The 25,242-nt window shown below is 64.1% G+C and carries 20 protein-coding genes; 9 read left to right on the forward strand and 11 right to left on the reverse strand.

The window, feature by feature from the left end; translation table 11 throughout:
- Window positions 1-75: 75 nt before the first annotated feature.
- From AC3WN8_RS29300 to AC3WN8_RS29335, 8 genes are all read right to left on the reverse strand, one after another.
- Complete coding sequence (locus AC3WN8_RS29300; RefSeq protein ID WP_492673063.1) at window positions 76-1,251, reverse strand: acyl-CoA dehydrogenase; 1,176 nt, start codon at window positions 1,249-1,251, stop codon at window positions 76-78.
- A 139-nt stretch (window positions 1,252-1,390) separates the two neighbouring features.
- Window positions 1,391-1,792 (reverse strand): RidA family protein, encoded by a 402-nt coding sequence (locus tag AC3WN8_RS29305; RefSeq protein WP_492673064.1) that lies wholly within the window; start codon window positions 1,790-1,792, stop codon window positions 1,391-1,393.
- A complete protein-coding gene (locus tag AC3WN8_RS29310; protein ID WP_492673065.1) occupies window positions 1,789-2,205 on the reverse strand; it encodes an acyl-CoA thioesterase in 417 nt (138 codons plus the stop codon). The genes AC3WN8_RS29305 and AC3WN8_RS29310 overlap by 4 nt, the downstream gene beginning before the upstream one ends.
- A gap of 3 nt (window positions 2,206-2,208) precedes the next feature.
- Window positions 2,209-3,378, reverse strand: a complete 1,170-nt coding sequence (locus AC3WN8_RS29315) for an acyl-CoA dehydrogenase family protein (protein ID WP_492673066.1) — start codon at window positions 3,376-3,378, stop codon at window positions 2,209-2,211.
- Window positions 3,378-4,187, reverse strand: a complete 810-nt coding sequence (locus tag AC3WN8_RS29320; protein WP_492673067.1) for an enoyl-CoA hydratase family protein — start codon at window positions 4,185-4,187, stop codon at window positions 3,378-3,380. The genes AC3WN8_RS29315 and AC3WN8_RS29320 overlap by 1 nt, the downstream gene beginning before the upstream one ends.
- The gene (locus AC3WN8_RS29325) at window positions 4,184-4,681 is read right to left on the reverse strand and encodes a MarR family winged helix-turn-helix transcriptional regulator (protein WP_492673068.1); all 498 of its coding nucleotides are present in this window, start codon (window positions 4,679-4,681) and stop codon (window positions 4,184-4,186) included. The genes AC3WN8_RS29320 and AC3WN8_RS29325 overlap by 4 nt, the downstream gene beginning before the upstream one ends.
- Entirely contained in the window at window positions 4,678-5,439 is a 762-nt protein-coding gene (locus tag AC3WN8_RS29330) for an SDR family NAD(P)-dependent oxidoreductase (RefSeq protein WP_492673069.1), read from the reverse strand. The genes AC3WN8_RS29325 and AC3WN8_RS29330 overlap by 4 nt, the downstream gene beginning before the upstream one ends.
- Window positions 5,440-5,441: 2 nt before the next feature.
- Entirely contained in the window at window positions 5,442-7,745 is a 2,304-nt protein-coding gene (locus AC3WN8_RS29335; protein ID WP_492673070.1) for a bifunctional salicylyl-CoA 5-hydroxylase/oxidoreductase, read from the reverse strand.
- A 111-nt stretch (window positions 7,746-7,856) separates the two neighbouring features.
- Here AC3WN8_RS29335 and AC3WN8_RS29340 point away from each other — a divergent pair, with 111 nt between their 5' ends.
- Both AC3WN8_RS29340 and AC3WN8_RS29345 read left to right on the forward strand, forming a co-directional pair.
- Window positions 7,857-9,026: a pyridoxal phosphate-dependent aminotransferase gene (locus tag AC3WN8_RS29340; protein ID WP_492673071.1), complete on the forward strand. Its 1,170-nt coding sequence runs from the start codon at window positions 7,857-7,859 to the stop codon at window positions 9,024-9,026.
- A gap of 129 nt (window positions 9,027-9,155) precedes the next feature.
- Window positions 9,156-10,805, forward strand: a complete 1,650-nt coding sequence (locus tag AC3WN8_RS29345; RefSeq protein WP_492673072.1) for a DUF885 family protein — start codon at window positions 9,156-9,158, stop codon at window positions 10,803-10,805.
- An 83-nt stretch (window positions 10,806-10,888) separates the two neighbouring features.
- Here AC3WN8_RS29345 and AC3WN8_RS29350 read toward each other — a convergent pair whose 3' ends face one another.
- Together AC3WN8_RS29350 and AC3WN8_RS29355 are read right to left on the reverse strand one after the other, a co-directional pair.
- Window positions 10,889-12,586, reverse strand: coding sequence for a DUF885 family protein (locus AC3WN8_RS29350; protein WP_492673073.1), 1,698 nt, complete (start codon window positions 12,584-12,586; stop codon window positions 10,889-10,891).
- Window positions 12,550-12,894, reverse strand: coding sequence for a hypothetical protein (locus AC3WN8_RS29355; RefSeq protein WP_492673074.1), 345 nt, complete (start codon window positions 12,892-12,894; stop codon window positions 12,550-12,552). The genes AC3WN8_RS29350 and AC3WN8_RS29355 overlap by 37 nt, the downstream gene beginning before the upstream one ends.
- 146 nt (window positions 12,895-13,040) lie before the next feature.
- On the opposite strand from AC3WN8_RS29355, the gene AC3WN8_RS29360 reads away from it, so the two are divergent.
- From AC3WN8_RS29360 to AC3WN8_RS29385, 6 genes are all read left to right on the forward strand, one after another.
- Complete coding sequence (locus AC3WN8_RS29360; RefSeq protein WP_492673075.1) at window positions 13,041-15,878, forward strand: TonB-dependent receptor plug domain-containing protein; 2,838 nt, start codon at window positions 13,041-13,043, stop codon at window positions 15,876-15,878.
- Between the two features lie 68 nt (window positions 15,879-15,946).
- Window positions 15,947-18,181: a prolyl oligopeptidase family serine peptidase gene (locus AC3WN8_RS29365; RefSeq protein WP_492673076.1), complete on the forward strand. Its 2,235-nt coding sequence runs from the start codon at window positions 15,947-15,949 to the stop codon at window positions 18,179-18,181.
- A 5-nt stretch (window positions 18,182-18,186) separates the two neighbouring features.
- Window positions 18,187-19,872, forward strand: coding sequence for a DUF885 family protein (locus AC3WN8_RS29370; protein WP_492673077.1), 1,686 nt, complete (start codon window positions 18,187-18,189; stop codon window positions 19,870-19,872).
- Window positions 19,873-20,352: a DUF3830 family protein gene (locus tag AC3WN8_RS29375; protein ID WP_492673078.1), complete on the forward strand. Its 480-nt coding sequence runs from the start codon at window positions 19,873-19,875 to the stop codon at window positions 20,350-20,352.
- 24 nt (window positions 20,353-20,376) lie between these two features.
- Entirely contained in the window at window positions 20,377-21,276 is a 900-nt protein-coding gene (locus AC3WN8_RS29380; protein WP_492673079.1) for a bile acid:sodium symporter family protein, read from the forward strand.
- 228 nt (window positions 21,277-21,504) lie between these two features.
- The gene (locus AC3WN8_RS29385) at window positions 21,505-22,722 is read left to right on the forward strand and encodes an NAD(P)/FAD-dependent oxidoreductase (RefSeq protein WP_492673080.1); all 1,218 of its coding nucleotides are present in this window, start codon (window positions 21,505-21,507) and stop codon (window positions 22,720-22,722) included.
- 111 nt (window positions 22,723-22,833) lie between these two features.
- Here AC3WN8_RS29385 and AC3WN8_RS29390 read toward each other — a convergent pair whose 3' ends face one another.
- Window positions 22,834-23,322, reverse strand: coding sequence for a MarR family winged helix-turn-helix transcriptional regulator (locus tag AC3WN8_RS29390; RefSeq protein WP_492673081.1), 489 nt, complete (start codon window positions 23,320-23,322; stop codon window positions 22,834-22,836).
- A gap of 104 nt (window positions 23,323-23,426) precedes the next feature.
- Between AC3WN8_RS29390 and AC3WN8_RS29395 the strand changes: the two genes are divergently transcribed.
- The gene (locus tag AC3WN8_RS29395; RefSeq protein WP_492673082.1) at window positions 23,427-25,193 is read left to right on the forward strand and encodes a DUF885 domain-containing protein; all 1,767 of its coding nucleotides are present in this window, start codon (window positions 23,427-23,429) and stop codon (window positions 25,191-25,193) included.
- The last annotated feature ends 49 nt before the right edge of the window (window positions 25,194-25,242 follow it).

The following is a 25,242-nucleotide window of genomic DNA, read 5'->3' on the forward strand; positions in this document are numbered from 1 at the left end:
CGGGAATCCAGTGGCGTAGAGCGCTATGATCGACATCCCCTGGATTCCCGCGTTCGCGGGAATGACAAAGAGGGCCTAGAAAGCCGCAATTCCCGTGATCGCGCGTCCGAGGATCAGCGCATGGACGTCGTGCGCGCCTTCATAGGTGTTGACGGTTTCCAGGTTCATCGCGTGGCGCATCACCTGATATTCACCCGAAATGCCGTTGCCACCATGCATGTCGCGGGCCTGGCGGGCGATATCGAGGGCTTTGCCGACATTGTTGCGCTTGACGATCGAGACCATCTCCGGCGCGAAGCGGCCGGCGTCCATCAACCGGCCGACGCGCAGGCTCGCCTGCAGGCCGAGCGCGATGTCGGTCTCCATGTCGGCCAGCTTCTTCTGGAAAAGCTGCGTCGCCGCGAGCGGCCGGCCGAACTGGTGACGATCGAGGCCATATTGGCGCGCGGCATGGAAACAGAATTCGGCAGCGCCGAGCGCGCCCCATGAAATGCCGTAGCGTGCGCGGTTGAGGCAGGAGAACGGCCCCTTGAGCCCCTGAACCTCGGGCAGCAGCGCGCTTTCAGGCACTTCGACATCCTCGAGCACGACCATGCCAGTGATCGAGGCGCGCAGCGACAGCTTGCCTTCGATCTTGGGTGCCGACAGGCCGGGCGTGCCCTTTTCGAGCACGAAGCCGCGGATGCCGCCGCCATGCGCGTCGGACTTGGCCCAGACCACGAAGACATCGGCGATCGGCGAATTGGAGATCCAGGTCTTGGCGCCGTTGAGCAGATAGCCGCCCTCGGTCTTGGTCGCGCGGGTGCGCATGCCGCCAGGATCGGAACCGGCATCGGGCTCGGTCAGGCCGAAACAGCCGATCCATTCACCGCTGGCGAGCCTGGGCAGATAGCGGCGCTTCTGTTCCTCCGATCCGAAGGCGTAGATCGGATACATGACCAGGCTCGACTGGACGCTCATCATCGAGCGATAGCCGGAATCGATCCGCTCGATCTCACGCGCGATCAGGCCATAAGCGACATAGGATGCGCCGACACCGCCATAATCGGCCGAAATGGTCGGGCCGAGCAGGCCGAGTTCACCCATCTCGCGGAAGATCGCGGGATCGGTGGTCTCGTTGGCGAACGCATCGATGATGCGCGGCGCCAGCCGATCCTCGGCATAGGCGCGGGCGGTGTCGCGGATCATCCGCTCGTCATCCTCGAGCTGATCGTCGAGCAGGAAGGGATCGGCCCAGTCGAATTTTTCCACGCGATTTTCCTTCAAACGTCCGGGTCTCGTGCCCCGGAGCCTTTTTCCGTTTGTCCCGAGCGAAGTCGAGGGACGTCGGGTTCAGTGCTGCGTGTCTCGACTTCGCTCGACACGAACGGATTCTGTTGTCGTGACGGATCTAGCCTGGCACGACCGCGATGGTCTCGATTTCGATGCGGGCATCGGGTTCGACCAGTGCGGCGACCTCGACCACCGCCATGGCGGGATAGTTGCGGCCGACCAGTTCGCGATAGGCGGCGCCGATCTCTGCGAGGCTTGCGACATAATCGTCGCGGCTGGTGACGTACCAGGTCATGCGCGCGATATGTTCGGGCCCGGCGCCATCCTCGGCAAGGATCGCCAGCGTGTTGACCAGGATCTGGCGGAACTGGCCTGCAATGTCCTTGGCGACGAAACGTTCTTCGCTGTCCCAGCCGACGACGCCGGCGGTGAAAACCATGCGGCCCTGAGCGGAGATGCCGTTGGCATAGCCCTTGGGACGCGTCCAGCCGGGGGGAAGAAGCGAGCGATGTACGGTCATGCGATTTCCTTTTTGGCGGCGTTTTCGAGCCGCTGGAGCATGTCTTGAGGCCAGGGCGTGGAACGGCCCTCGGCCATGGTGATGAGAACCTGGGTATAGCGGACGGTGAAGCGCGGTTCGCCGGCGCACAGGATATCGAGTGCCAGATCGACCGAACTGCGTCCGACACGTTCGACCGCGACCGAGATGTCGAGCAGGTCGCCGAGCCGGCTGGGAACAGTGAAGCTCGCCTTCAGATCGGCGGTCGGCAGACCCAGCCCCATATCCATATGCATTTCGCGCCGGCTGACGCCGAGCACCGCCGCCGTCCAGTCCTCGATCGCGGCATCGCACAGCTCGAAATAGCGCGGATAATAAGCGATGCCGGCCGGGTCGCAGTGCGCGAAACGCAAGGGATAGGTGACGCTGAACATGGCTTACGCCGCGCTGTCGGCCAGATGCTGGCGGGCGATCACCACTTTCTGCACTTCCGAAGCGCCTTCGTAGATGCGCAGCGCCCGGACTTCGCGATACAGGCTTTCGACGGGTACGCCGACGGTGACGCCGAGCCCGCCGAACATCTGCACGGCCTTGTCGATCACGCTTTGTGCGCTGTCGGTGGCGTGAAGCTTGGCGAGCGCGGCCTCGCGCGTGTTGCGCTGTCCCTTCACGTCGCGCAGCCAGGCCGCGCGATAGATGAGCAAGGCCGAGGTTTCGACGTCGAGCACCATCTCCGCCAGCTTGGACTGGGTGATCGGATTGTCGGCGAGCGTGCCCGCGCCAAGCCGGCGCACGCGGACACGTGCGGTCGCCTCGTCGAGCGCGCGGCGGGCGAAGCCGAGTGCCGCCGCGCCGACGGTGGTGCGGAAGATGTCGAGCGTCGCCATCGCGGCAGCGAAACCACGGCCGGATTCGCCGAGCAGTGCGTCGGCGGGCAGGCGCATATCGGTGAACTCGAGCGTCGCCAGCGGGTGCGGCGCGATCACCTGGATACGATCGGCGATCGCAAGCCCCGGATTGTCGGCATCGACCAGCAATGCCGAGATGCCGCGTGCGCCCGGCGCTTCGCCGGTGCGGGCGAACAGCACATAATAATCGGCGATGCCGCCGTTCGAAATATAGGTCTTGGCGCCGTTGACGCGATAGCCGTCGCCGTCGATCTCCGCGGTCGTTTCCATCGACGCGACGTCGGATCCCGAGGCCGGCTCGGTCAGCGCGAAGGCCGCGATCTTCTCGCCACGGGCGACGGCGGGCAGATAGGCCTGTTTCTGCGCTTCGGTGCCGAGCAGGGTGATCGTGCCCGATCCCAGCCCCTGCATCGCAAAGGCGAAATCGGCGAGCCCCGAATGGCGCGCCAAGGTTTCGCGGATCAGCGCAAGCGAACGGACGTCGAGCTGGTCATGGACGCCGCCAAAGGCCGCGGGCACGCAATAGCGCAGCCAGCCGGCTTCGCCGAGCTTACGCACCAAATTGCGGCATTCGCCGTCAATGTCGGTTTCGTCATGATGATGCGACAGATGCTCGCCACACCATTGCTCCAGCCCATCGGCGAGCGCGCGATGGCTCTCGTCGAAAAACGGCCAGTCGAGAAAGCTGCGGTCGGCCATCAGTTGCCCTCGAATTCCGGCGTGCGCTTCGCGGCGAAGGCATCGAATGCGCGGCGGAAATCCTTGGTCGCCATGCAGATCGCCTGGGCCTGCGCCTCCATCTCGATCGCGGTTTCCAGGCTGACCGCCCATTCGGTATTGAGCTGGGTCTTGGTGATGCCGTGCGCGAAAGTCGGGCCGGCGGCGAGCGACCGGGCCAGATCCTGTGCTGTCGCCAGCACATCCTCGGATGCGACCAGACGGTTGTGGAACCCCCAGCGCTCGCCTTCCTCCGCGGACATCATCCGCCCGGTATAGAGCAGCTCGGATGCGCGGCCCTGGCCGATGATGCGCGGCAGGATCGCGCAAGCGCCCATGTCGCAGCCCGCCAGGCCGACACGGGTGAAGAGGAACGCGGTCTTGGTCGCGGGCGTCGCGATCCTTATGTCCGATGCCATGGCGATGATCGCACCGGCGCCGACGCAAATGCCGTCCAGTGCCGCGACGATCGGCTGCGGGCAGTTGCGCATCGCCTTGACCAGATCGCCCGTCATGCGGGTGAAAGCGAGCAGTTCGGGCATCGCCATTTCGGTCAACGGGCCGATGATCTCATGAACGTCGCCGCCCGAGCTGAAATTGCCGCCCGCGCCGGCGAAGACGACAGCCTTGACCTCGGGCACATAGACGAGGTCACGGAAGGTATCGCGCAGCTCGGCATAGCTTTCGAAGGTCAGCGGATTCTTGCGCTCGGGACGGTTGAGCGTCACCGTCGCGACGCCGCCCTCGAAGCTCCAGCCGAAATGGGTGGGCGCCAAACTCTCGGGATTCATGGTTTCTCCTCTCCGGTATCGGCGGCGAGCGACAGCTTGAGCGCGCCCAGAAGTTCGTAAAGCGCTTCGCGGTCGGCGCGCGACATGCCGGCCAGCATCGCATCGACCCATTCGTGATGCGCTTCGGACAATCCGACGAAATGATCCTGCCCTTCGACGGTCAGCCGGACGATCGAGGCGCGGCCATCGGTCGGTGACGTGGTCATCGCGACATAGCCGTCGCGCAGCAGCGCCTGGACGACGCCGGTGACGTTGCCGCTGGAGACGAGCAAAGCGCGGGACAGTGCGCCCATCGTCATGCCGTCGGGCGCGCGATCGAGCGCCGCGAGCACATCGAAGCGGGGCAGGGTGGCATCATAGCCGTCGGCGAAACGGCGCCGGATCCGTTTCTCCATCACCGTGGTACAGCTCAGCAATCGCAGCCACAGCCGCACGCTGGTGCGATCGGCGAGTGCGCCGTCATGCTTTTCGCGGATGGCCCGGACTTCGCTCACATCACTTCTCCGCCGGCGACGGCGATCGCCTGGCCAGTGATCGAGCGGTTCTCGGGCAGGCAGAGCCAGAGAACGGCGCTCGCCACCTCTTCGGGGGCGATCAGCCGTTTCTGCGGATTGAATTTGGCGAGCTCGGCGCGTGCATCCTCGTCGCTACGACCGGTCTTGGCGCGGATATTGGCGATGGCATCGGCGACGATGTCGGTTTCGGTGAAGCCGGGGCAGACCGCATTGGCGGTGATGCCGGTCTTTGCCAGTTCGACCGCAAGCGCGCGCATCAGTCCGATCGCGCCATGCTTCGACGCGACATAGGGCGCGGTATAGGCATAGCCCTTGAGCCCCGCGGTCGAGGCGATGGTGACGATGCGGCCGGCCTCGGCCGCCAGCAGATCGGGCAGCGCCGACTGGCAACAATCGAACAGCGCATCGAGATTGATCGCCATCGCATTGCGCCATCCCTCTGCCGTCACCTTGGCGAAGGGCGCGCTGGGCGCAGCGCCGGCATTGTTGACGAGGATCGAGATCGGGCCGTGCGCCGCCCGCGCCGCCGCGAAGGCGGCATCGATATCGGCGCGGCTGGTGATGTCGGCGGGGGCGATCGCGGCACCGGGCAGCGAGGCTGCGACACGCTCCAGCGCATCCCGCCGGCGGCCGATCAGCGTCAGCGCCGCGCCCTCCGCCGCCAATACGCGCGCGATCGCCGCGCCGATCCCCGATCCGCCGCCGGTTACGACCGCATGTCTGCCCGCCAGTTTCATCCTCAGCCCTTCAGCATCGCTTCCTGCTCCGCCGCGCGCTTCAGGTTGCGGGAGAGCTGGCTCATGCCACCCAGATAGCCCGGCGGCACATGGACGCCACGATATTCGTGTGCCGCCGCCGCGCGCAACGTCCACATCGGATCGATCAGGTGCGGACGGCCGAGCGCGACCAGATCGGCGCGGCCGGCGGCGAGGATCGAATTGGCATGGTCGGTTTCGAAGATATTGCCCACCGCCATCGTCGATACGCGCGCCTCGTTGCGGACCTGGTCGGCAAAGGGCGTCTGGAACATCCGGCCATAAACGGGTTTGCACGTCGCCCAGGTTTGGCCCGCCGAAACGTCGATCAGGTCGGCGCCCGCCTCGTCGAAAGCGCGTGCGATCTCGACCGCTTCGTCGGGCGTCACGCCCTCGTCGCCCATCCAGTCGTTTGCGGAGATACGGACCGACATCGGCCGATCCGCCGGCCAGGCGGCACGCATCGCGCGGAACACCTCGAGCGGATAGCGCAGCCGGTTCTCCAGGCTGCCGCCATAGTCGTCGGTGCGGGTGTTCTGCAGCGGCGTGATGAAGCTGGAGAGCAGATAGCCGTGCGCGCAGTGGAGCTCGACCATGTCGAAGCCCGCGTCCAGCGCCATCCGGGTCGACGCGACGAACTGGTCGCGGACCATGTCCATATCGGCGCGCGTCATCGGGGTCGGCGCCTGATTGTCCGGGCTCCACGGCACGTCGGACGCGGCGAGCAGCGGCCAGTTGCCGCTGTCGAGCGGAACGTCATAACCCTCCCAGCCGATCTTGGTGGATCCCTTGGATCCCGAATGGCCGAGCTGGAGGCAGAATTTCGCCGCGCTGTTGGCATGGACGAAATCGACCACACGCTTCCACGCCGCGACATGCTCCGGCGTATACATGCCGGGGCAGGCGGGGGTGATCCGCCCCTCGGGCGAGACGCAGGTCATCTCGGTATAGACGAGCCCCGCGCCGCCTTGAGCGCGGCTGCCATAATGGACGAGATGGAAGTCATTGGGCGTACCCTCGACCGCCGAATACATCGCCATCGGCGAGACGACGATACGGTTGGCAAGCGTCATTTCGCGCAGCCGATAGGGCGCGAACATCGGCGGTACGGCTTCGTTCTGCAGCGTACCGCCCGCCTGGACCTGGAACCAGCGCTCGACGCCCTCCAGCCATTGCTTGTCGCGCAGCCGGAGATTTTCGTGGCTGACGCGCTGCGAGCGGGTGAGCAGCGAATAAGCGAACTGGATCGGCTCGAACGGCAGATAGCGGTCGAGCGTCTCGAACCATTCGGTCGAGTTGCGCGCGCTGTTCTGAAGCTTGAGCACTTCGATATTGCGCTCGTCCTGATATTCCGCGAGCGCCTCGGCGCGGGCGAGGCCGGGGCGGTTGAGCACTTCGGCGAGCTTGATCGCATCCTCAAGCGCCAGCTTGGTGCCCGACCCGATCGAGAAATGCGCGGTATGCGCGGCGTCGCCGAGCAGGATGATCTTGTCGTACGACCAGCGATTGGTGATGATCCGCCGGAAATTGAGCCATGCCTGCGGCCCGGGCAGGTGCGTGGCGTTGGACATCAGCGCATTGCCGTCGAGATATCTGGCGAAGATGTTTTCGCACACCGCGATCGCTTCGGGCTGGTCCATCCTGTCGAAGCCAAGCGCCGCCCAGACATCGGGATCCATCTCGACGATGAAAGTCGAGAGATTGTCGTCGAAACGATAGGCATGCGCCCAGATCCAGCCGGCCTCGACCTTTTCGAACGCGAAGGTGAAGGCGTCGAAGGTCTTGTGCGTGCCAAACCAGAAGAATTTGTTGCGGCGGACCTGAATGTCGACGTCGAAATGCTCGGCATAGGCGTTGCGGATACGGCTATTGGCACCGTCGGCGGCGATGACGAGATCGTAATCGGCCCAGTCGGCGAGATCGGGGCTCGCCTCGTGCTGGAAATGCAGATTGACGCCGAGTTCGCGGGCACGTTCCTGAAGGATCGCCAGCAGCCGCTTGCGGCCGATGCCGATAAAGCCATGCCCCGAAGAGCGGATGCACTCGCCATGGATATGGACGTCGATATCGTCCCAATGGGTGAACTCGTCGCGGATGGTGGCGCCGCTGACCGGATCGTTCGCCATCAGATTCTCGACGGTCTGGTCGGAGAAGACGACGCCCCAGCCGAACGTGTCGTCGGGCCGGTTGCGTTCGAACAGGTCGACCTGATGGCTGGCATCGCGCAGCTTCATCGAAATCGCGAAATAGAGGCCGGCGGGGCCACCACCAAGACAGGCGATCTTCATGATATCGACCTTCGAATGATCAGCTATGACGCCGATCCTATCCTCGCTTGAAAAAGTTTCAAGCTTAAAATATCAAGCCTAAAGCATTTTGGCTGGAGAAGGGCACCGACGATGAAATGGCCGGCACAACGCCTTGGAGGCGGATCGAAGAAAAGCTTCGGCATGTATGACGAAGCGGCGAAGCTTGACGCGCAAGGGGTGGACCTGATCCATCTCGAATTCGGCCGTCCGCATGCTGATACGCCACGCCATATCAAGGAAGCCGCGAAGGCCGCGCTCGATGCGGGCATCGTCCATTATGGCGATTTCCGGGGCACGTTGCGCTTTCGCGAGGCGCTGGTCGGCAAGCTGCGCGATTTCAACAGGCTCGACTATGGCGTCGACGAAGTGCTGGTCACCAACGGCCTGACCCATGCGTCGTTCGCGGCGTTCATGGCGGCGATCGATCCGGGTGACGAAGTGATCCTGCTCGATCCCTATTATCCCCAGCATATCGGCAAGACCGAACTTGCCGGCGGCCGGGTGGTCGTGGCGCAACTCGATGCCGCCAATGATTTCGCGATCTCGCGCGAAGCGATCGCGGCGAAGATCACGCCGAAGACGCGGATGATCGTGCTGATCAATCCCGCCAATCCGACCGGCCGGGTCTATACGCGCGAAGAGTTGCAGCATGTCGCCGATCTGGCGATCGAGCACGACCTGCTCGTCCTGTCCGACGAGGTCTATGAGTATATCACCTATGGCCGCGCCGAACATATCAGCATCGCCAGCCTGCCGGGCATGCGCGAGCGGACGATCACCTGCTTCGCCTTCACCAAGGCCTATTCGATGGATGGCTGGCGCGTCGGCTATCTGACCGCCGACGCAAAGCTGATGCCGGCGATCCTGCGCATCGCGATGACTGACGTGACGCATGTCAACGTCTTCGTCCAGGAAGGCGCGCTGGCCGCCGTGACGGGCCCGCAGGATGCGATGCAGGCGATGGTCGATGCCGATCGGCGCAAGCGCGATATCGTCGTCCAGGCGCTGAACCAGATGCCGGGCGTCACCTGCCGCGAGCCCGAAGGGACGATCTATGCCTTTCCGGACATCACCGGCACCGGACGCAGTTCGCAGGAACTGGCGATGGCGATCCTCAACGAAGCGCATGTCGTCACCGAAGCCGGCAGCTTTTACGGTCCGTCGGGCGAGGGGCATCTGCGCATCTGTTTCGGTTCGGAATCCGAGGCGCGGATCGTCGAGGCGATGGAGCGGCTGGGTAAGTTCTTCAACGCACTCTGATCGCATCCTCGCTTGCGCATTCCCGCGTCCATATATAACCATTATCACATGAGTTAAGGAATAATGGCGGGCGACGCGCCGCTGCCGGTCCGATCCGGCAGGGCGCGCGTCCGGATCGGGAGGAACGGGATGACGAAGACGATGCGCCTTGCGGCGGCACTGCTGGCCGCGCCGTTGATGACGGCGACAGTCACGGCGCCGGCACAGGCCGGGCAGGCGGCACCGTCAGGCCATGACGCGCTTGTCGCGCTCAACGCCGAGTTCCGCGCCTTTGTGTCGCCGAAGATGAAGGACGGCGTGCCCGATTATGGCGCGCCAGCAATGGCGGCTCAATATCGCGAGCTGCAGCGCTTCATGGCGCGGTTGAAGGCGATCGACGACAGCAAGTGGCCGATCGCGCAGCGCGTCGATTATATGCTCGTGCTCGCGGAGATGCGCGGCATGGATTTCCAGCATCGCGTGATCCAGCCATGGAAACGCGATCCGGCATTCTACAGCACGACCAATCTCGGTTTCGGCCCGAAAATGCATGGCGCGATCGGCATTCCCAAACTCCCCCTGGCAAAGGACAAGGCGGCGGCGCTTGCGGCGCGGCTGGATGCGGTTCCCGCAGCACTTGCCCAGGCGCGCACCAATTTGACCGATGCGCGCGGCGACCTGGCGAGGCTGGCGATCGTGCAGAAGCAGGTCGAGATCAACGTCTATGGTCAGCTTGCCCTGGATGCGGCGAAGAGCAATCCCGAACTGGTCGCCCCCGCGCGGCGCGCCCAGGCCGCCGCCGCGGAATTCCGCAGCTGGTTGCAGGGCATCGAGTCGAAACTGCCCGCTTATGCTGGGGTCGGCCGTGAGGATTACGACTGGTATCTGCGCAACGTCCTGCTGTTTCCCTATAATTCCACGCAGATCGCCGAGATCGGCGAACGCGAATATCAGCGGCAGGTGGCGTTCCTGAAGATCGAGGAGCATCGCAACCGGAAGATCGGGATGACCGAGCCGGTCGCCACCCGCGCCCAGTTCGACGCCAAGCGGATGGAGGAGGATAACGACCTGCTGCGCTTCCTGCGCGACGGCGACTGGATGACGATCCCGGATTATGTGAAGCATGATCCGGAGGAAGGCCCCTATGTCTTCCCCTTCGAGCGCGATCCCGGCAAACCCGGTCTGTTCGATCCGCCGCTCAACCTGCATTTCTTCTTCCAGGCCGAGTTTCGCGACGGCCGCCCGTTGCGCGCGCACAATCTGCCCGGGCACGCGTTCGACCAGCTGCAATATGCGCGCGACACCCGTCCGATCCGCGGGGGCGGGCGGCTGTTCTTCGTCAACGGCATTCGCAGCGAAGGCTGGGCCTTCTATCTGGAGGAGATGATCCTGCAGGCGGGCCTGCTCGCCGACCGCCCGAAGACGCGCGAGATCGACTATATATTGGGCGCCAAGCGTGCCGCGCGCATCCTGCCCGAACTGAAGATGCAGGCCAATGAATGGACCTGGGCGGAAGCCAATGCCTCGCTGATCGCGCGCACGCCCAAATGGATGAAGCCCGGCGATGCGGTGGCGCAATTCGATATCGAGCTGTATCTGCGCCAGCCGGGCTATGGCATCGGCTATTATATGGGCAAGGTCGAGCTGGAGAAATTGCTCGCCGAACGCGCGATGCAATTGGGCGAGGCATTCGACATCAAGGCGTTCCACGACCAGTTCCGCGCCGCGGGATCGATTCCGATCTCCCTGATCCGCTGGGAGATGACGGGCAGGGACGACGAGGTTCGCACGATGCGGTGAGGTGCGACTACCGCCTCATAGAGCTGGGCTGAAACACCGTGATGTCATCCCCGCGAACGCGGGGATGACAATTGGAAGGGTGCCTACCGCTTCAGCGCAGACAACGGCACATGCGCCCAGAACGACTTCACCTCGTCATCATAACCCGTGAGGTCGTAGCGTAGCAGCGATACCGGCAGACGCCCGGTGTTCATCAGATAGTCGTGATAGTCGCGGATCGAGAAACGGTCGCCGAGCTGGCGCTTGCGGTCGACCATCAGTTTCTGGAGCTGCATCATCCCGATCGTATAGGTCATGCCATAGCCCGGCGGGCGGCGGATATAGATGCCGGCATCGGTGCGCGCGACATCGTCGTCGAGATAGGGCGTCCATGTCTTCCAGAAGGTCATCGCCTGGTCGACGGTCATCTCGTTGCGCTGCATCTTTACGTCGCCCATCGTGCGCGCGGCGCGGAACAGGCCGAAAATGTAGATCAGCTCGCGCGTGCGCGGGCGATCGTCGAACAGGCCGAGCTGGAGCGCGGTTTCCTCCATATAGAAGCCCCAACCCTCGGTGCGGCCGCTGTCGCGGATATGGCGACGGATCGGGTGCTGGACGCGCTCGCCCGCCAGCCCGTCGAAACGATGGCCGGGGAAGGTGGCATGGAGATGGTCGGGCGATGCGTCGCGGAACTGCACCTGTTCCCAGAACATCGGCCCGGTCGGCCGCACGATCCATGGCGCGTTGAAGCCCATCGCCTGATAGGTCTTCGGCATATAGTCGGGCACGGTGATGATCTGCTCGTCGACCAGCCATTTGCGGATCTTGGCATCGGTGCCGGCAAGTTGCGCCTCATATTCAGCGCCCGACTTGGGGAGTTCGAGCTCGGGCAGGTTGCGATTGCGGTGCCGCTCGGTGGTGTAGAAGGCCCAGTGCCGCTCCAGCTCGCGCTGCGCCAGCTCGACGATCTGATCGGAGCTATAAGGCATCAGCCGGACATTGGCGAGGAACCAGTCATAGGCCGGTTTGCCGACGCCGGCATGCGCCGTCATCTTCGAGCGGTTGGCGATCAGCCAGTCACGATAGCCGGCGATCGCGCGTTCCGCCGCCTTGATGTCGGCGACCAATGCCGGCTGCTGTTTTTCGGCGCGGGTGCGCAGATCGGCGAACCAGCCGACCAGCCCGGCGGGTTCGACCGCGCGATAGGGCATGCCATGGCCGACACCGTCGCCGTTCGACAGGCTGTGGATGGCGAGATCGGCATAGTCGGCCGCGACGGAATCGAGATTGACCCTGGCCTGGGCAAGATAAGCGGGGATGCCCTTCAGCCGCGCCCGATAGGCGGGCAGATCGCCCGCCTTCACCGGCAGGTCGACATAGGCAAGGCGCTGAAGCTCGTCGACATACATGCCGGGATCGCGTGCCCAGGGCTTGGTGACGTTGAGGATGAAATCCTGCTGGTCGAACTGCGCGCGGACCGCGAGATAATCGACCTGCTGGTGACGATCCCAGCGCGCCACCGCGAAATCGGGCAGGCGTGCCTGCAAGGCGCGGAGCGTTTCGCGGCGCTGCTCGACGATGGCGGGACTGTAATCGACCACGCCATCGACAGGCTTGGGATCCTTCCAGCCATTGAATTCGGCAAACAGCGAGACGAGTTGGTCGTAACTGCCCTTGCCGTCGGGCGGTCCGACCGGGGCCGGAGCCGTCGGCTGCGCAAAAATGGGGGATAGTGCTGCCGGCGCAAACATCGCGCTGGCCAGCATCAGTGCCGCTGCAACCAGCCTGGTTCTCTTTCGCATTTTCGCCGTTCCTCCCCGTAGCGCAAGCCACTGCGCAGCACGCCAACTGCAACCATTAACGCGTGATTTTGATTATTTTGTGCGATATCCGTGCGGTGGTCAAGCAGGGAAGGGGGCCGTTCGATCGCCGACGCCGGCGGCATGATATTGCGGGAGGAAACGATTTTCGCGACCGCGATCCCGCTCAGGGTTTCCCGGCAGAATTCGACGCCAGGGTCTTGCGATTCGAGCGAATCCGCATCACGGCGAAAACGCGTCGTGTCCGGGGCATTCGGGCGCGATCCGGAAATGCCCCGGGAAAATGTCATTTTTCACATTTTTCCACGAGCCGCGCTTGACCCCCTGTTTCAACTATGCTCAAAATCACGCGCTTGTTCACCAATAATGGGTGGCCGCCGGCGGATCATCAGCACGAGGGACGTGCGAAACGCCGGTCACAATCGGGGAGACGACAATGATGAGAACGACGCAGATTTCGGCCGCGCGCACGGCGTTGAAGAGCGGATCCGCCATGCTGATCGCGGTGCTGGCAACGGGCAGCGCGCTGGCGCAGGACGCAGCCCCCGCCGAAGAAGGCGAAGCGATCGTCATCACCGGTTCGCGCATTCCGCGCCCGGACGTCGACTCCAACAGCCCCGTCAACGTCGTGTCCGCCGAAGAGATCAAGCTTTCGGCGACGAGCGAGACCGAGCAGATCCTGAACTCGCTGCCGCAGGCGGTTGCCGGCTCCGGCGGCCAGTCCAACTCGGGCAACGGCACCGCGACCGTCAATCTGCGCAACCTGGGCACCGTGCGTACGCTGGTGCTGCAGAATGGCCGCCGCATCGTCGGCTCCACGCAGGACGGCGTGGTCGACATCAACATGATCCCGCCCGCATTGATCAGCCGGGTCGAGGTCGTCACCGGCGGCGCCTCGGCGGTTTACGGCTCGGACGCGATGGCCGGTGTCGTCAACTTCGTCATGAAGGACGATTTCGAGGGGATGGAGCTTGCCGGCCAGGCCGGCGTCAGCCAGCGCGGCGATGCGGAACGCTATAATTTCGACCTGACCGTCGGCGGCAATTTCGACGGCGGCCGCGGCAATATCGTCTTTTACGGCAGCTATTATGACCGTGCCCAGGTGCAGGGCTCGGCGCGCAAACATGCGAGCCGCTTCCTGGTCGATGCGGTGCAGAACGGCGTGGGCGTGCTCGTCCCCGGCGGCAACGGCGTGACCCCGCAGGGCACGATCTTCACGCCGTCATTGGTTGGCAAGAAGGATCAGTTCGGCAACACGATCGGCACCGCTGGCATCTTCTTCGCGCCCGAAGGCTGGCGCGCCTATCGCACCAGCGACGGCTTCAACGACCGGCCCTACACCAATTTGCAGATGCCGATGAAGCGTTGGCAGGCGTCGGTGATCGGTCATTACGATCTGACCGACGGCATCACCGCCTTCTGGGAAGGCGCCTATGTCCGCAACAAGATCAACTCGACGCTCGGTGCGGTGCCGATGAGCAGCTCGGGCTTCATCCCGAATTTCCAGCTCGACCTGCGCAATCCCTATCTGGCGCCCTCGCTGCGCGAATTCCTGCGCACCAATCTGGACACCGACAACGACAATCTGGTGCCGCTCAACATCAATCGCCGCCTGCTCGAGGGCGGATCGCGCACCAGCGATCAGACGCGCGATTTCTGGCGCTTCGTCGTCGGCCTGAAGGGCGACCTGACCGATCGGCTGAAATGGGAAGTCTTCTACAATCAGGGCGAGAACAAGCTCACCGACGTCCAGGGCGGCGGCGTGCTGATCGACAATTTCGCGGCGGCGTTCCGAGTCAATCCGGCCAATCCGATGCAATGCGCCAATGGCGACCCCAAATGCGTGGTGATCAACCCCTTCGGCGCCAATTCGCTGACCAAGGAGATGATCAACTATATCTATACCGACCTCACCAACATCACTGAGGTGAGCCAGAAGCAGGTGGGTGCCAGCATCGCCGGTTCGCTCTTCTCGCTGCCCGCCGGCGATGTCGGCATCGCGGTCGGCGCCGAATATCGCAAGGAAAGCTCGCAGTTCAATCCGGACCAGCTCTACGTCCAGGGCAAGGCACTGTCGCGCTCGGCGGGCATCCAGCCCACTGGCGGTCAATATGACGTCAAGGAAGCCTATGGCGAGCTGTTCGTGCCGATCCTGGCCGACATACCGGGCATCCACATGCTCGCATTCGAAGGCGGCGTCCGCTTCTCCGACTATTCCTCGGCCGGCTCGGTGGTGTCGTACAAGCTCGGCGGTGAATATTCGCCGATCCCGGGCCTCAAGTTCCGCGGCCTTTATCAGCGGGCCGTGCGCGCGCCGAACGTGATCGAATTGTTCTCGGGCGCGACCAACACCGCGCCGCAAGCGACCGATTTCTGCAACGCGACCTCGTCACGTACGGCGGCGGAGCGTTCCTTCTGTCTCCAGCTCGGCGTGCCGGCGGCGGTGATCGACGTGTTCCAGCAGGAAAATACCCAGATCCGCGCGATCACGGGCGGCAACCCCGATCTCCAGGAGGAAACCTCCGACACCTGGTCGGTCGGGGCGGTCTTCCGGCCGGAATTCGTGCCCAATCTCCAGATCTCGGTCGATTATTACAATATCAAGATCAAGGACGCGATCGCGGTGTTCGGTGGCGGCCTCCAGCCGACGATCACGGCATGTCGCGGCAACCTGTCGCTGAGCAACCCGTTCTGCGCGCCGCTCAACCATCGCACGCCCGACGGTCAGCTTTACGATGTGTCGTTGCTCAACGCCAATATCGCCAACATCTCGTCTTCGGGCATCGATTTCCGTCTCGATTACCGCTTCGAGACCGGTAGCCTGGGATCGTTCGGCTATTTCCTGGCCGGTACCTATCTTCTGGAGAACACGACCAAGAGCAGCCCGGTGGTGCCGTCGGTCGATTGCGCCGGCTTCATCGGCGGCGGAAGCTGCGGCAGCGCCAACCCCAAATGGCGCCTGACGCAGCGCGTGACCTGGGATATCGATCCGGTACAGGTGTCATTGCGCCACCGCTTCATTGGGTCGACCAAGGATGGCCGCATCGCCGCGGCGATCGCGTCGGGCGCGGCGATGCCGCTGCTTGCCGTGCCCGAGACGGGCGACGTGCATTATTTCGATCTCAGCGCTTTCGTGAACGTGACCGACAAGGTCACGCTGTTCGGCACGATCGACAATCTGCTCGACAAGAACCCGCCCTACCAGCTGTTCGAGCGCGAGACCTTCGACGCGATCGGTCGCCGTTTCTCGGTCGGCTTCAAGGCGACGTTCTGAGTGGAAACCGGACGGCAGCGGCGGCATCATCGCGCCGCTGCCGTTCGCGTTTGAGGGTGCTGGGTGCCATGAAGACATATCGCTTTCTCGACCGCGGCATTGCCGCCGCCTTCCTGCTCGCGCTCGGCAGCACCGCCGCGCATGCGCAGGTGCAATCCCACGCTCCGGCGCAGGGGACGGCGGCGGTCGCGGGCACCCGCCTCTCGATCGACCAGCTCTATCAACTCAAGAGCCTGATCGGCACCACGCCGGAGGGCTATGCCTGGTCGGCGGACGGCAGCCGCGTGCTCTTTCTCTGGAACGACGAAGGCTACAGCTTCCGCGATATCTGGGTCTATTCGGTCAAGACCGGCAAGAAGACCCGGCTGACCTTCCAGGGGCGTGATGCCAAGCCCGAGGCCGAACAGCGGGGTATCTCGCAGGCGGTGTTCCTGGGCAAGGATCGTATCGCCTATGTGCTGAACGGCAGGCTCAACATCCTCGGCGCCGACGGCAAGGCCGAAGCCGTCGAAACCGACAAACAGGCGGTTCGCCGCCTGACGGTATCGCCCGACGGCAAGCAACTCGCCTTTATTTCCGGCAATCCGGTCGATACGCGCAACCGCGTGACGCTCGGCGGGATATTGTGGACGCGCGACACCGCCACCACTGGGGACAGGCTGGCACGGCGACTGGCGGGCGACGACGATCCCAAAGTCTATGTCCAGGATTATCAATGGTCGAAGGACGGCCGCGCGATCGCATTCCAGCAAGCCGACGACCGGCTGATGCCGGAGCGCGACATCTATTATTACGCAAAGGGCGATCTCCAGAATAATCGCGTCGCGCGCGCCTTTCCGGGCGACGAGACGACGCGGGCGACGATCGGCGTGGTCGATGCCGCGACTGCGGCGACGCGCTTCTACGAACGCCCCGACGCCAAGCACCATATCTGGAATTACGGCCTGTCCGCCGACGGCAAAAGGCTGTTTGTCAACGGCTCCGACATGGAGGCCAAGGAACATACGATCTACGTCTATGACGTGGCGACGGCCAAGCGCGAGACATTCTACCAGCTCCGCGAGGACAAGCATCTGCGGCCCGACTGGCAGGTCGAATGGGCGCCGGGTGACGACGGGCTGATCATCCTCACCGATCGCGACGGCTGGCTGCATCTCTACCACCAGCAGACAGCCCAGGCGAAGCCGCGCCAGCTGACCAGCGGCAATTGGGAAATCGCGTCGTTCAACGTCGACGCGGCGCATGGCCAGCTCTATTTCCTCGCCAACCAATCCTATCTGCCCGAACGCCAGATCTATCGCGTGCCGGCCAAGGGCGGCGCCATCCAGCGGGTCAGCGCGGCGACGCCGGGGACGTACGAACCGGTTTTCTCACCCGATTTCCGGCATGCCGCGAGCCTGTTCACCAACGACACGACACCGCCCGAACTGGTGGTGACCGACCTTTCCAAGCCCGGCAGCGCGGTACAGGCGACCAAGTCGCCCCAGCCCGAATTCTACCGCCAGACCTGGGCCAATATCGGCTATGTCGAGTTTCCGAGCCATGTCGACGGCACCAATCTGGTCGGGCGGCTGAGCCTGCCCGCCAATTACGATCCGTCGAAACGCTATCCGCTGATCGTCGGCTCGGTCTATTCGGATGCGGTGCGCAACCAATGGGGCGGACGGCGCGCGCATCCCACCTGGGGGCTCGACCAGTATTTTGTCGCGCAGGGCTATATCGTGCTCAACGTCAATGTCCGCGGAAGCTGGGGGCAAGGGCGCGCGCACAATCAGGGTCAGTTGCACAGCTATGGCGAGACCGACATCAACGATCTCGAGAGCGGCGTGCGCTATCTCGTCGCCAAGAACTATGTCGACCCGAAGCGCGTCGGTATCTGGGGATCGAGCTATGGCGGGCTGATGACGATCATGTCGCTGGCGAAGAAGCCCGGCGTCTATGCGGCCGGCATCGCCGGCGCGCCCGCGACCAATGTCTGGCACGCCTATCCGTCGCAAATGTGGATTATGGGCCCGCCCGACGGCCCAGACATGCCCGGCCGCTACGAAGCCCAATCGGCGCTTTACCAGAGCAGGGGCATCAAGGATCCGCTGATGATCATCCACGGCACCCGCGATCCCGTGGTGCTCTATTCGGACACGGTCGCACTGACCGAAAAGCTGATCGCCAATGAGCAGATGTTCGAGCTGGTGACGCTGCCGGGCGCCAATCACGCCTGGGCGAGCGACAATCTTCCGCAGGCACGTTTCGCCTTCAAGAAGATGATCGAGTTTTTCGACCGCAACCTGAAGCCGGGGCAGTAATCACCATGTCGCGGCGCCTGTTTTCCCTGCTGCTCGGCTTCGGCGCATTGCTGGCCGCGCCCGCCGCCCATGCGGAGTCCGTGCAGGATCTGGGCGCGGAGTTCTGGACGTGGCGCGCAACGACACAGCCGGCGACGAGCGACGATATTCCACGGATCGTCCGGCCAAAGGGCTGGACGCCCGACTGGTCGGCGGATGCGGTCAAGGCGCAAAAGGACAGGCTCACCCAGTTCGAAAGCCGATTGAAGGCGCTGTCGGACACGCCTCGCAGCGTGAGCGAGCGTGTCGATTATCGCCTTGTCGGATCGGCTCTGGCGCGGGTGCGCTGGGAACTCGATCATGTCGCGGCGTGGCGGCATCAGCCGCATTTCTATGTCGCACAGGCGCTCAATCCGATCTTCGAGACATTGCTGCCGCCGCCGCCCGTCGAAAGCGCGCGGATCGAGGACGTGATCCGCTTGCTCGAGCGCGTTCCGGCGACGCTTCAGGCGGGGCAGGCCAATCTGACCGACATGCGCGGCCCGTTCGTCGACGTGGCGCTGCACCAGATCGCCGATGTGCCGACCAGCCTGCGCGGCATGGCCGCGGGGCTCCAGCCCTTCGCCACCCCCGCGCAGCAGCGGCGGATGCAGGCGGCGCTTGCCGGCGCGATCGCCGCTTTCGACGGCTTTGGCACATATCTGAAATCCAAACGCGCCGGGCTTCCCGGCGGCACCGCGATCGGGCGGGACAGCTACAGCTTCTTCCTCCGCAACGTCGCGCTCTATCCCTATTCGCCCGACGACCTGCTGATCATGGGACGGCAGGAATGGGCGCGCTCGGTGATGTTCGAGGAGCTTGAGCGCAACCGCAATCGCGGCCTGCCCGAACTGCCGATCGGCGCCTCGATCGGTGCCGTGACCCAGAAGCTGAATGCCGACGAGCTCAAGGTCCGCAAATATCTGACGGACAACCGGCTGCTGACCGTTCCCGCCTGGGTCGGTCATTACAAGGCGCAGCCTTTCCCCGCCTATCTCGCGCCGATCGGCTGGCTCGGCCGGACCTTCGACCTGACGAGCATCGCGCGCGTGGGGCAGGACGCGACCGTCTATCTGCCCGATCCCTCGCCCAAGCTCGGCTATTTCAACCTGTCGATCACGCGCGATCCGCGTCCGATCATCGTGCATGAAGGCGTGCCCGGGCATTTCTTCCAGCTCAGCCTGTCATGGAAGCATCCCAACGCGCTGCGCCGCCATTATTACGACAGCGCCGCGAACGAAGGCACCGGCTTCTATGCCGAGGAGATGATGCTGCAGGCCGGGCTGTTCGCCGATGCGCCGCGTACGCGCGAGATCATCTACAATTTCGCGCGACTGCGCGCCTTGCGCGTCGAGGTCGACGTCAAGCTGGCCCTGGGCCTGTTCACCATCGCGCAGGCCGCCGACTATCTGGAGCGGACGGTGCCGATGGATCGCGCCACCGCCGAGGAGGAAGCTGTCTTCTTCGCGGCCTCACCGGGCCAGGCGATCAGCTATCAGATCGGCAAGATGCAGACGCTCGATTTCCTGGCCGAAGCGAAGATCCGCAAGGGCAAGGATTTCGATCTCAGGCATTTCCATGATTATCTGTGGCAGAACGGCAATGTGCCGATCGCGCTGCAGAAGGAAGAATATCTGTCCGGCGTGTCGGGCGAAAAGGGGAAGGGGCTCTAGATGCGGCACATTCGATTTACCGAGCCCCGATCGGGATTGTCGGCCCGCTGCCTGCTGCTCGACGACAAGGCGCCGGTTTCATGCGGATTCCTTTGGGATCTTGCCGAGCGCCGCACGCGCTTCGAGGCGATGCATGCGATGTGGACCGGTCCGGAGATCTCGGTGCCGATCCCTTCGGGCATATTGGCGGACGACATGCCGCGCCCGGCGGTCCCGCATGAAAATGCGACGGCCTTTCCCGATCAAGGCGATATCGTGCTCGCATATCTGGCGGCGGGCAGCACCAAGGGCCTGCCACCCGGCGATTTCTACGATATCGGCCTGTTCTATGGGCCTGGCGGACGGCTGCTGATGCCCTTTGGCTGGATCCAGGCGAATGTCTGCGCGCGGATCCTCGACGAGGATCTGGCCAAGGCCCAGGCCGATTTCCGTACCATCCGGCGCAACGGCGCCTGCGATCTGACGATCGAAACCGCCTGACGCGGCCGGGAAGGACACGCCATAATGCAATATTCCGACCTGATGGCGCTGATGGGTAACTGGCTGTTGCCGGGATCGCTCGTCTGCGTGATGGCTTCGATGGGCCTGTCGCTGACCGTCGACGATTTCCGCCAGGTGTTCCGCAACAAGCGCGCGCTCATCTTCGGCGTCTGCTCGATGCTGATCGTGCCGCCACTGATCGGTCTCAGCATGGCGCTGACGGTTGCACCGACGCCGGCGCTCGCGGTCGGCTTCGTCCTGCTCGCGACCACGCCGGGCGGCATGCTCTCAAACCTGTTCACCGACATGGCGAAGGGCGATCTGGCGCTGTCGATGTCGATGACCCTGCTGCTGAGCATGATCTACATCTTCGTCGTGCCGTTCTACGCCCATTTCGCACTGCTCCATTTCATGGGGCTGGCGGCGGACGTGAACGTGCCGCTGGCGTCGTTTTTCTGGGACATCTTCTCGATCACCGTCCTGCCCGCAGGCACCGGTTTCATCATCCGGGCGCTGCGCCCGGCCTTTGCGCTCTGGATCAAGCCGCATCTGAAGAATGCCGCGACGATCGTGCTGTTCACCTCGTTCGGCTTCATCCTGGTCGATCAGATCCCCGTGCTGCGGCAGAATCTGGGGGCGCTGTTCTGGATCACCGTGGCGCTCAACGTGGTCATGGTCGGCGTGGTGATGACGATCGTCCGCTTCGCCGGTTTCACGCGCCGCGAGAATATCGCGATCGGGATCGAGCATCTGATGCGCCAGGAGGGGACGGCGATCTTCATCGCGGTGACGATCGTCGGCAATAACGAGATGTCGCTGCCGATGATCATGAACACGCCGGTCGCGCTCGTCATCGTGCTGATCTTCGTCGCCATCGCGCGCCGCACCGCTCGAGACGGCGCGGCGGCAACCGCACCCGCATAGCATTCACGAAAAACCGCCCCGGACGGGCGATCAGGAAAGTTCAGTCATGCAATTGCCGAGAAAGCCGGACCTCGCGAGGGCGCAAACCGCCACTCTCGCGATGTCCTCCCTTACCCTCCAGAGCCGGCGACCGGCCGGGGCATGATGCGCCATCAGCCGATAGAGCCGCAACGCGGCAACGGGCCGTCCGCGTCCGCCGTATGGCATGCGACCGCGCGACCCGGGCCGATGCTGGACCGCCTGGGCGGACCTTTGGAGACCGATATTCTGGTCATTGGCGGCGGCATTGCCGGCCTTTCGACCGCACTGCATCTGGCGGAGTCCGGGCTGGACGTCGTCGTGATCGAGGCCGGACAGATCGGCAGCGGTGCTACCGGACAAAGCGGCGGCCTGGTCGCGCCCGACTATATCCGGCACAGCCCGGAAACGATCGGCAAGGCGATCGGCCGGCAGGCGGGCGAACGGCTGACCCGCTTTCTCGGTGGTTCGGCGCAAATCTGCTTCGACCTGATCGAGCGCCACCACATCGATTGCGACGCCCGCCAGGACGGTTTCTGGTGTCCCGCACATACCGATACGCTGGTCGAAACCCAGCGTGGCTATGCCGCGCAATGGCAGTCGCGGGGCTTCGACGTGTCGTTCGTCGATGCGGAGAACACGCGGCAAAGGCTGGGGTCGCACCGTTATCGCGGCGCGCTGCGCTTCGGCGCGGGCGGGTCGCTCAATCCATTGGCCTATGCCCGTGGCCTCGCGCATGCCGCGCTGAAAGCGGGGGCGGCGATCTTCGTCGACAGTCCCGTCGGCTCGCTGACCCGCGCGAACGGCGTCTGGCGCGCCGAAACGCCGGGAGGAGCGGTTGCCGCGCGTCGGCTGGTGCTCGCGGCCAATGGCGGCAATGCGGCGCTGCATCCGGCGTTGCGACGCACGACCCTGCCGCTTCAGGTCGTCGAATTCGCGACCGCGCCACTGACAGAAGAACAGCGCGCGCATGTGCTGCCCCAGGGCGGCAGCTTCACCGACAAGAACCCCTATGTGTTCACGGCACGCTATGACGGGCTCGGCCAGCTCATCTCGGCGTTCCCGATCTCCCTGCTGATACGCGGTCAGGATGCGTTCCAGCGGGAAGCGCGGCGGCGCCTGGCCAGTCATTTCGACGCGTTGCCGGCACCCGAGATCGACTATCTCTGGGAAGGGACGGCGTGGATCAACACCTCGTTCCTGCCGGAGATCTACGATCTGGGCGACAGCGCCTATGCCATTCAGGCGTGCAACGGACGCGGGATATCGATCAACAGCGCGATCGGGCGCGAGATGGCGACCGCGATCGCGACCAACGATCTGGGTGCGCTTTCTGTCGTGCCGCGCGCGCCGACACCCGTGCGGATGCATGCCGCTGCGTCGCTGATGCCGAAGCTGGTGATGTCGCTGGCCTATCTGTCGAGTTGAGCAACAGTCCTCGCCGTCATTGCGAGGAGTGTAACGACGAAGCAATCCAGCGGTTGATGCATCCCTGGATTGCGTCGCTCCGCTCGCAATGACGACCGGGCCAAGCACTGATCAACCCCGCGCCAACGGCTCCAGATTGTCGTGCATCCGGTTGAGCAGGCCGATCATCAGCTCGAATTCTTCGGGCGCCAGGCCAGTGACGAGATGCTCATAGACCGGCGCCGAGACGCGCCGGGCTTCGCGCAGCTTGTCACGGCCATCCTTCGTCAGCGTGACGAGCGTGACGCGCGCATCCTCCGCGCTGGCGGTCGCCGAGACCAGGCCCGCCGCGGTCATGCGCTGGATGATGCGCGTCATCGTGGACAGGTTGATCACGGCCGCCTCTGCAATTTCACGCGTACCGCGTGGGCTGCGCTCGCCCAGGATCATCAGCACGCGCCATGACGGGATATCGAGCGCGATCGCGCGCAGCCGTGCTTCGATGATGCCGTTGTACCGGCTGACCAGCCGATTGAGCAGGTAAAAGGGGTAACGCTCCACCTTGAAAGCCGAGGTGCCGGGATTGCTCGACCGGAACGCGTCCATGCTCTCAGTATCCATGGTCACTGCTGTAGGGCCTCGATCATTTCGCCGCAATCGGGTCGATTTATTTGCATATTCACGTAATAATGGTGATGATTGGACATGTCGAACGGGGAGGCGTCGTGCAGATCGGAGTATTCGGAAAATCGTGGCTGCTGGCGTTGCCGCTGCTCATGGCTATGCCGGTCGCGGCGTCTGCGGGGCAGGGGGCTCCGCGCGCATTGCCCACGGTGATCGCCGATTATGAGCGGTTCACCGATGCCTATCCGATGGAAGCCGGCCGATCCGATCCGTCGCGCGCCAAAGCGGGCTGGCCGCGGGAAACGCCGGCGCAAATGGCGGAGCGCAAGGCAGGGCTCGCGAAGATCCGTAGCGATCTTGCGACAGTGTCCGCTACGACGCTCGGCGAAGAGGACAGGATCAATCGCGACTATCTGCGCGCGGTGCTCGACTGGCGCATCCAGGGCCTGGATTTCGACGAACGCCGCTTCGCCTTCGTCGCGCATGAAGGCTTCTACAATACGCCCCATCATGCCGCGCGCGGCACGGTGCTGCACAACGAAACCGAAGCGCGCGACTGGATCGCACAGCTGCGCGGGATTCCCGCCTATTTCGTGGAGCAGCGGGCCAATCTGGAGCGGGGTATTTCCACCGGCTGGACCCAGCCCGTCCAGGTCGTCGACGTTGCCGTCACCGTTTTGCGCAACCAGATCGCGCGGCCGGCGGCGGAAGACGGGTTGCTCGATCCGATCAGGGCGCTGCCCACGACCATCCCGGAAGCAGCCCGGCATGCGTTGGAAGCGGAAGCATTGGCGGTGCTGACCGCACAGGTCCGGCCGGCGCAGAACGCGATGCTCGCTTTCATCGATGGTCCCTATCGCGCCAAGGCGAGGCCTGAAATCGGCATCGCCTCGATTCCGCAGGGGCGCGCCTATTATGATTACCTGCTGCGCTACTACACCACCACCGATCTTACCGCCGAGCAGATCCACGCAATGGGGTTGAGCGAAGTGAAGCGTATCCGCGGCGAAATGGACGCGGTGATCGCCAGCACCGGCTTCAAGGGGCGTTTCGCCGACTGGTTGAAATTCCTGCGCACCGATCCGCGTTTCTACGCCACCAATCGGGAGCAGCTTCTCGAAAAGGCCAGCGCCGTCGCCAAGCGGATCGACGGGCTGCTGCCGCGCTGGTTCGGCGTGCTGCCGCGCCAGCCCTTCGTCGTCGAGCCGGTGCCGCGCGACCTGGAGGAAGGCTATACCACCGCACGCTATGGCGGCGGCGATTTCGGGCGCGGCTTTCCTGGTCGCTTCATCGTCAACACCTCGCACCTCGACCAGCGCCCGCTCTATGAGCTGCCGGCGCTGACGCTTCACGAGGCGGCCCCGGGCCATCACACCCATTTCGCGCTGACCAGCGAGCATGACGAACTGCCCGCCTTTCGCCGTCAGCGCGACATGCTGGCCTATCGCGAAGGCTGGGCGCTCTATGCCGAAAGGCTGGGGCACGAAATGGGCGTCTATCGCGACGCCTATGAAAAGTTCGGCAGCCTTTCGACCGAGATGTGGCGCGCCTGCCGGATGGTGGTCGATACCGGCATCCATGTGCTGGGCTGGAGCTACGCGCAGGCGCGCGCCTGCTTCACCGAGAACAGCGCGCTCGCCGACATCAACATCGATACCGAGCTCGTCCGCTATATCGGCGCACCGGGCGGGGCGGTGGCGTACAAGGTCGGCGAACTCAAGATCGTCGAGCTGCGGGCGCGGGCCGAAAAGGCGCTGGGCGACCGGTTCGATATTCGGCGGTTTCACGACCTGATCCTGGCGCAGGGGCAGGTGCCGATGAGTGTTCTCGATGCGAAGGTGGAGCGGTGGATTGCGGAGCAGAGGTGAGCCTGCTCCCTCTCCCTCTTTAGGGGGAGAGGGTGGTTGAGCGTAGCGA

The sequence above is a fragment of the Sphingobium sp. FW305-3-2-15-F-TSA7 genome (assembly GCF_058787155.1).

Bases quoted from the DNA above. Each gene is read 5' to 3' on its own strand.
- AC3WN8_RS29305 (WP_492673064.1), bottom strand. From the start codon at position 1,792: ATGACCGTACATCGCTCGCTTCTTCCCCCCGGCTGGACGCGTCCCAAG.
- AC3WN8_RS29310 (WP_492673065.1), bottom strand. From the start codon at position 2,205: ATGTTCAGCGTCACCTATCCCTTGCGTTTCGCGCACTGCGACCCGGCC.
- AC3WN8_RS29315 (WP_492673066.1), bottom strand. From the start codon at position 3,378: ATGGCCGACCGCAGCTTTCTCGACTGGCCGTTTTTCGACGAGAGCCAT.
- AC3WN8_RS29320 (WP_492673067.1), bottom strand. From the start codon at position 4,187: ATGAATCCCGAGAGTTTGGCGCCCACCCATTTCGGCTGGAGCTTCGAG.
- AC3WN8_RS29330 (WP_492673069.1), bottom strand. From the start codon at position 5,439: ATGAAACTGGCGGGCAGACATGCGGTCGTAACCGGCGGCGGATCGGGG.
- AC3WN8_RS29335 (WP_492673070.1), bottom strand. From the start codon at position 7,745: ATGAAGATCGCCTGTCTTGGTGGTGGCCCCGCCGGCCTCTATTTCGCG.
- AC3WN8_RS29340 (WP_492673071.1), top strand. From the start codon at position 7,857: ATGAAATGGCCGGCACAACGCCTTGGAGGCGGATCGAAGAAAAGCTTC.
- AC3WN8_RS29345 (WP_492673072.1), top strand. From the start codon at position 9,156: ATGACGAAGACGATGCGCCTTGCGGCGGCACTGCTGGCCGCGCCGTTG.
- AC3WN8_RS29350 (WP_492673073.1), bottom strand. From the start codon at position 12,586: ATGCGAAAGAGAACCAGGCTGGTTGCAGCGGCACTGATGCTGGCCAGC.
- AC3WN8_RS29355 (WP_492673074.1), bottom strand. From the start codon at position 12,894: ATGACATTTTCCCGGGGCATTTCCGGATCGCGCCCGAATGCCCCGGAC.
- AC3WN8_RS29360 (WP_492673075.1), top strand. From the start codon at position 13,041: ATGATGAGAACGACGCAGATTTCGGCCGCGCGCACGGCGTTGAAGAGC.
- AC3WN8_RS29365 (WP_492673076.1), top strand. From the start codon at position 15,947: ATGAAGACATATCGCTTTCTCGACCGCGGCATTGCCGCCGCCTTCCTG.
- AC3WN8_RS29370 (WP_492673077.1), top strand. From the start codon at position 18,187: ATGTCGCGGCGCCTGTTTTCCCTGCTGCTCGGCTTCGGCGCATTGCTG.
- AC3WN8_RS29375 (WP_492673078.1), top strand. From the start codon at position 19,873: ATGCGGCACATTCGATTTACCGAGCCCCGATCGGGATTGTCGGCCCGC.
- AC3WN8_RS29380 (WP_492673079.1), top strand. From the start codon at position 20,377: ATGCAATATTCCGACCTGATGGCGCTGATGGGTAACTGGCTGTTGCCG.
- AC3WN8_RS29385 (WP_492673080.1), top strand. From the start codon at position 21,505: ATGCTGGACCGCCTGGGCGGACCTTTGGAGACCGATATTCTGGTCATT.
- AC3WN8_RS29390 (WP_492673081.1), bottom strand. From the start codon at position 23,322: ATGGATACTGAGAGCATGGACGCGTTCCGGTCGAGCAATCCCGGCACC.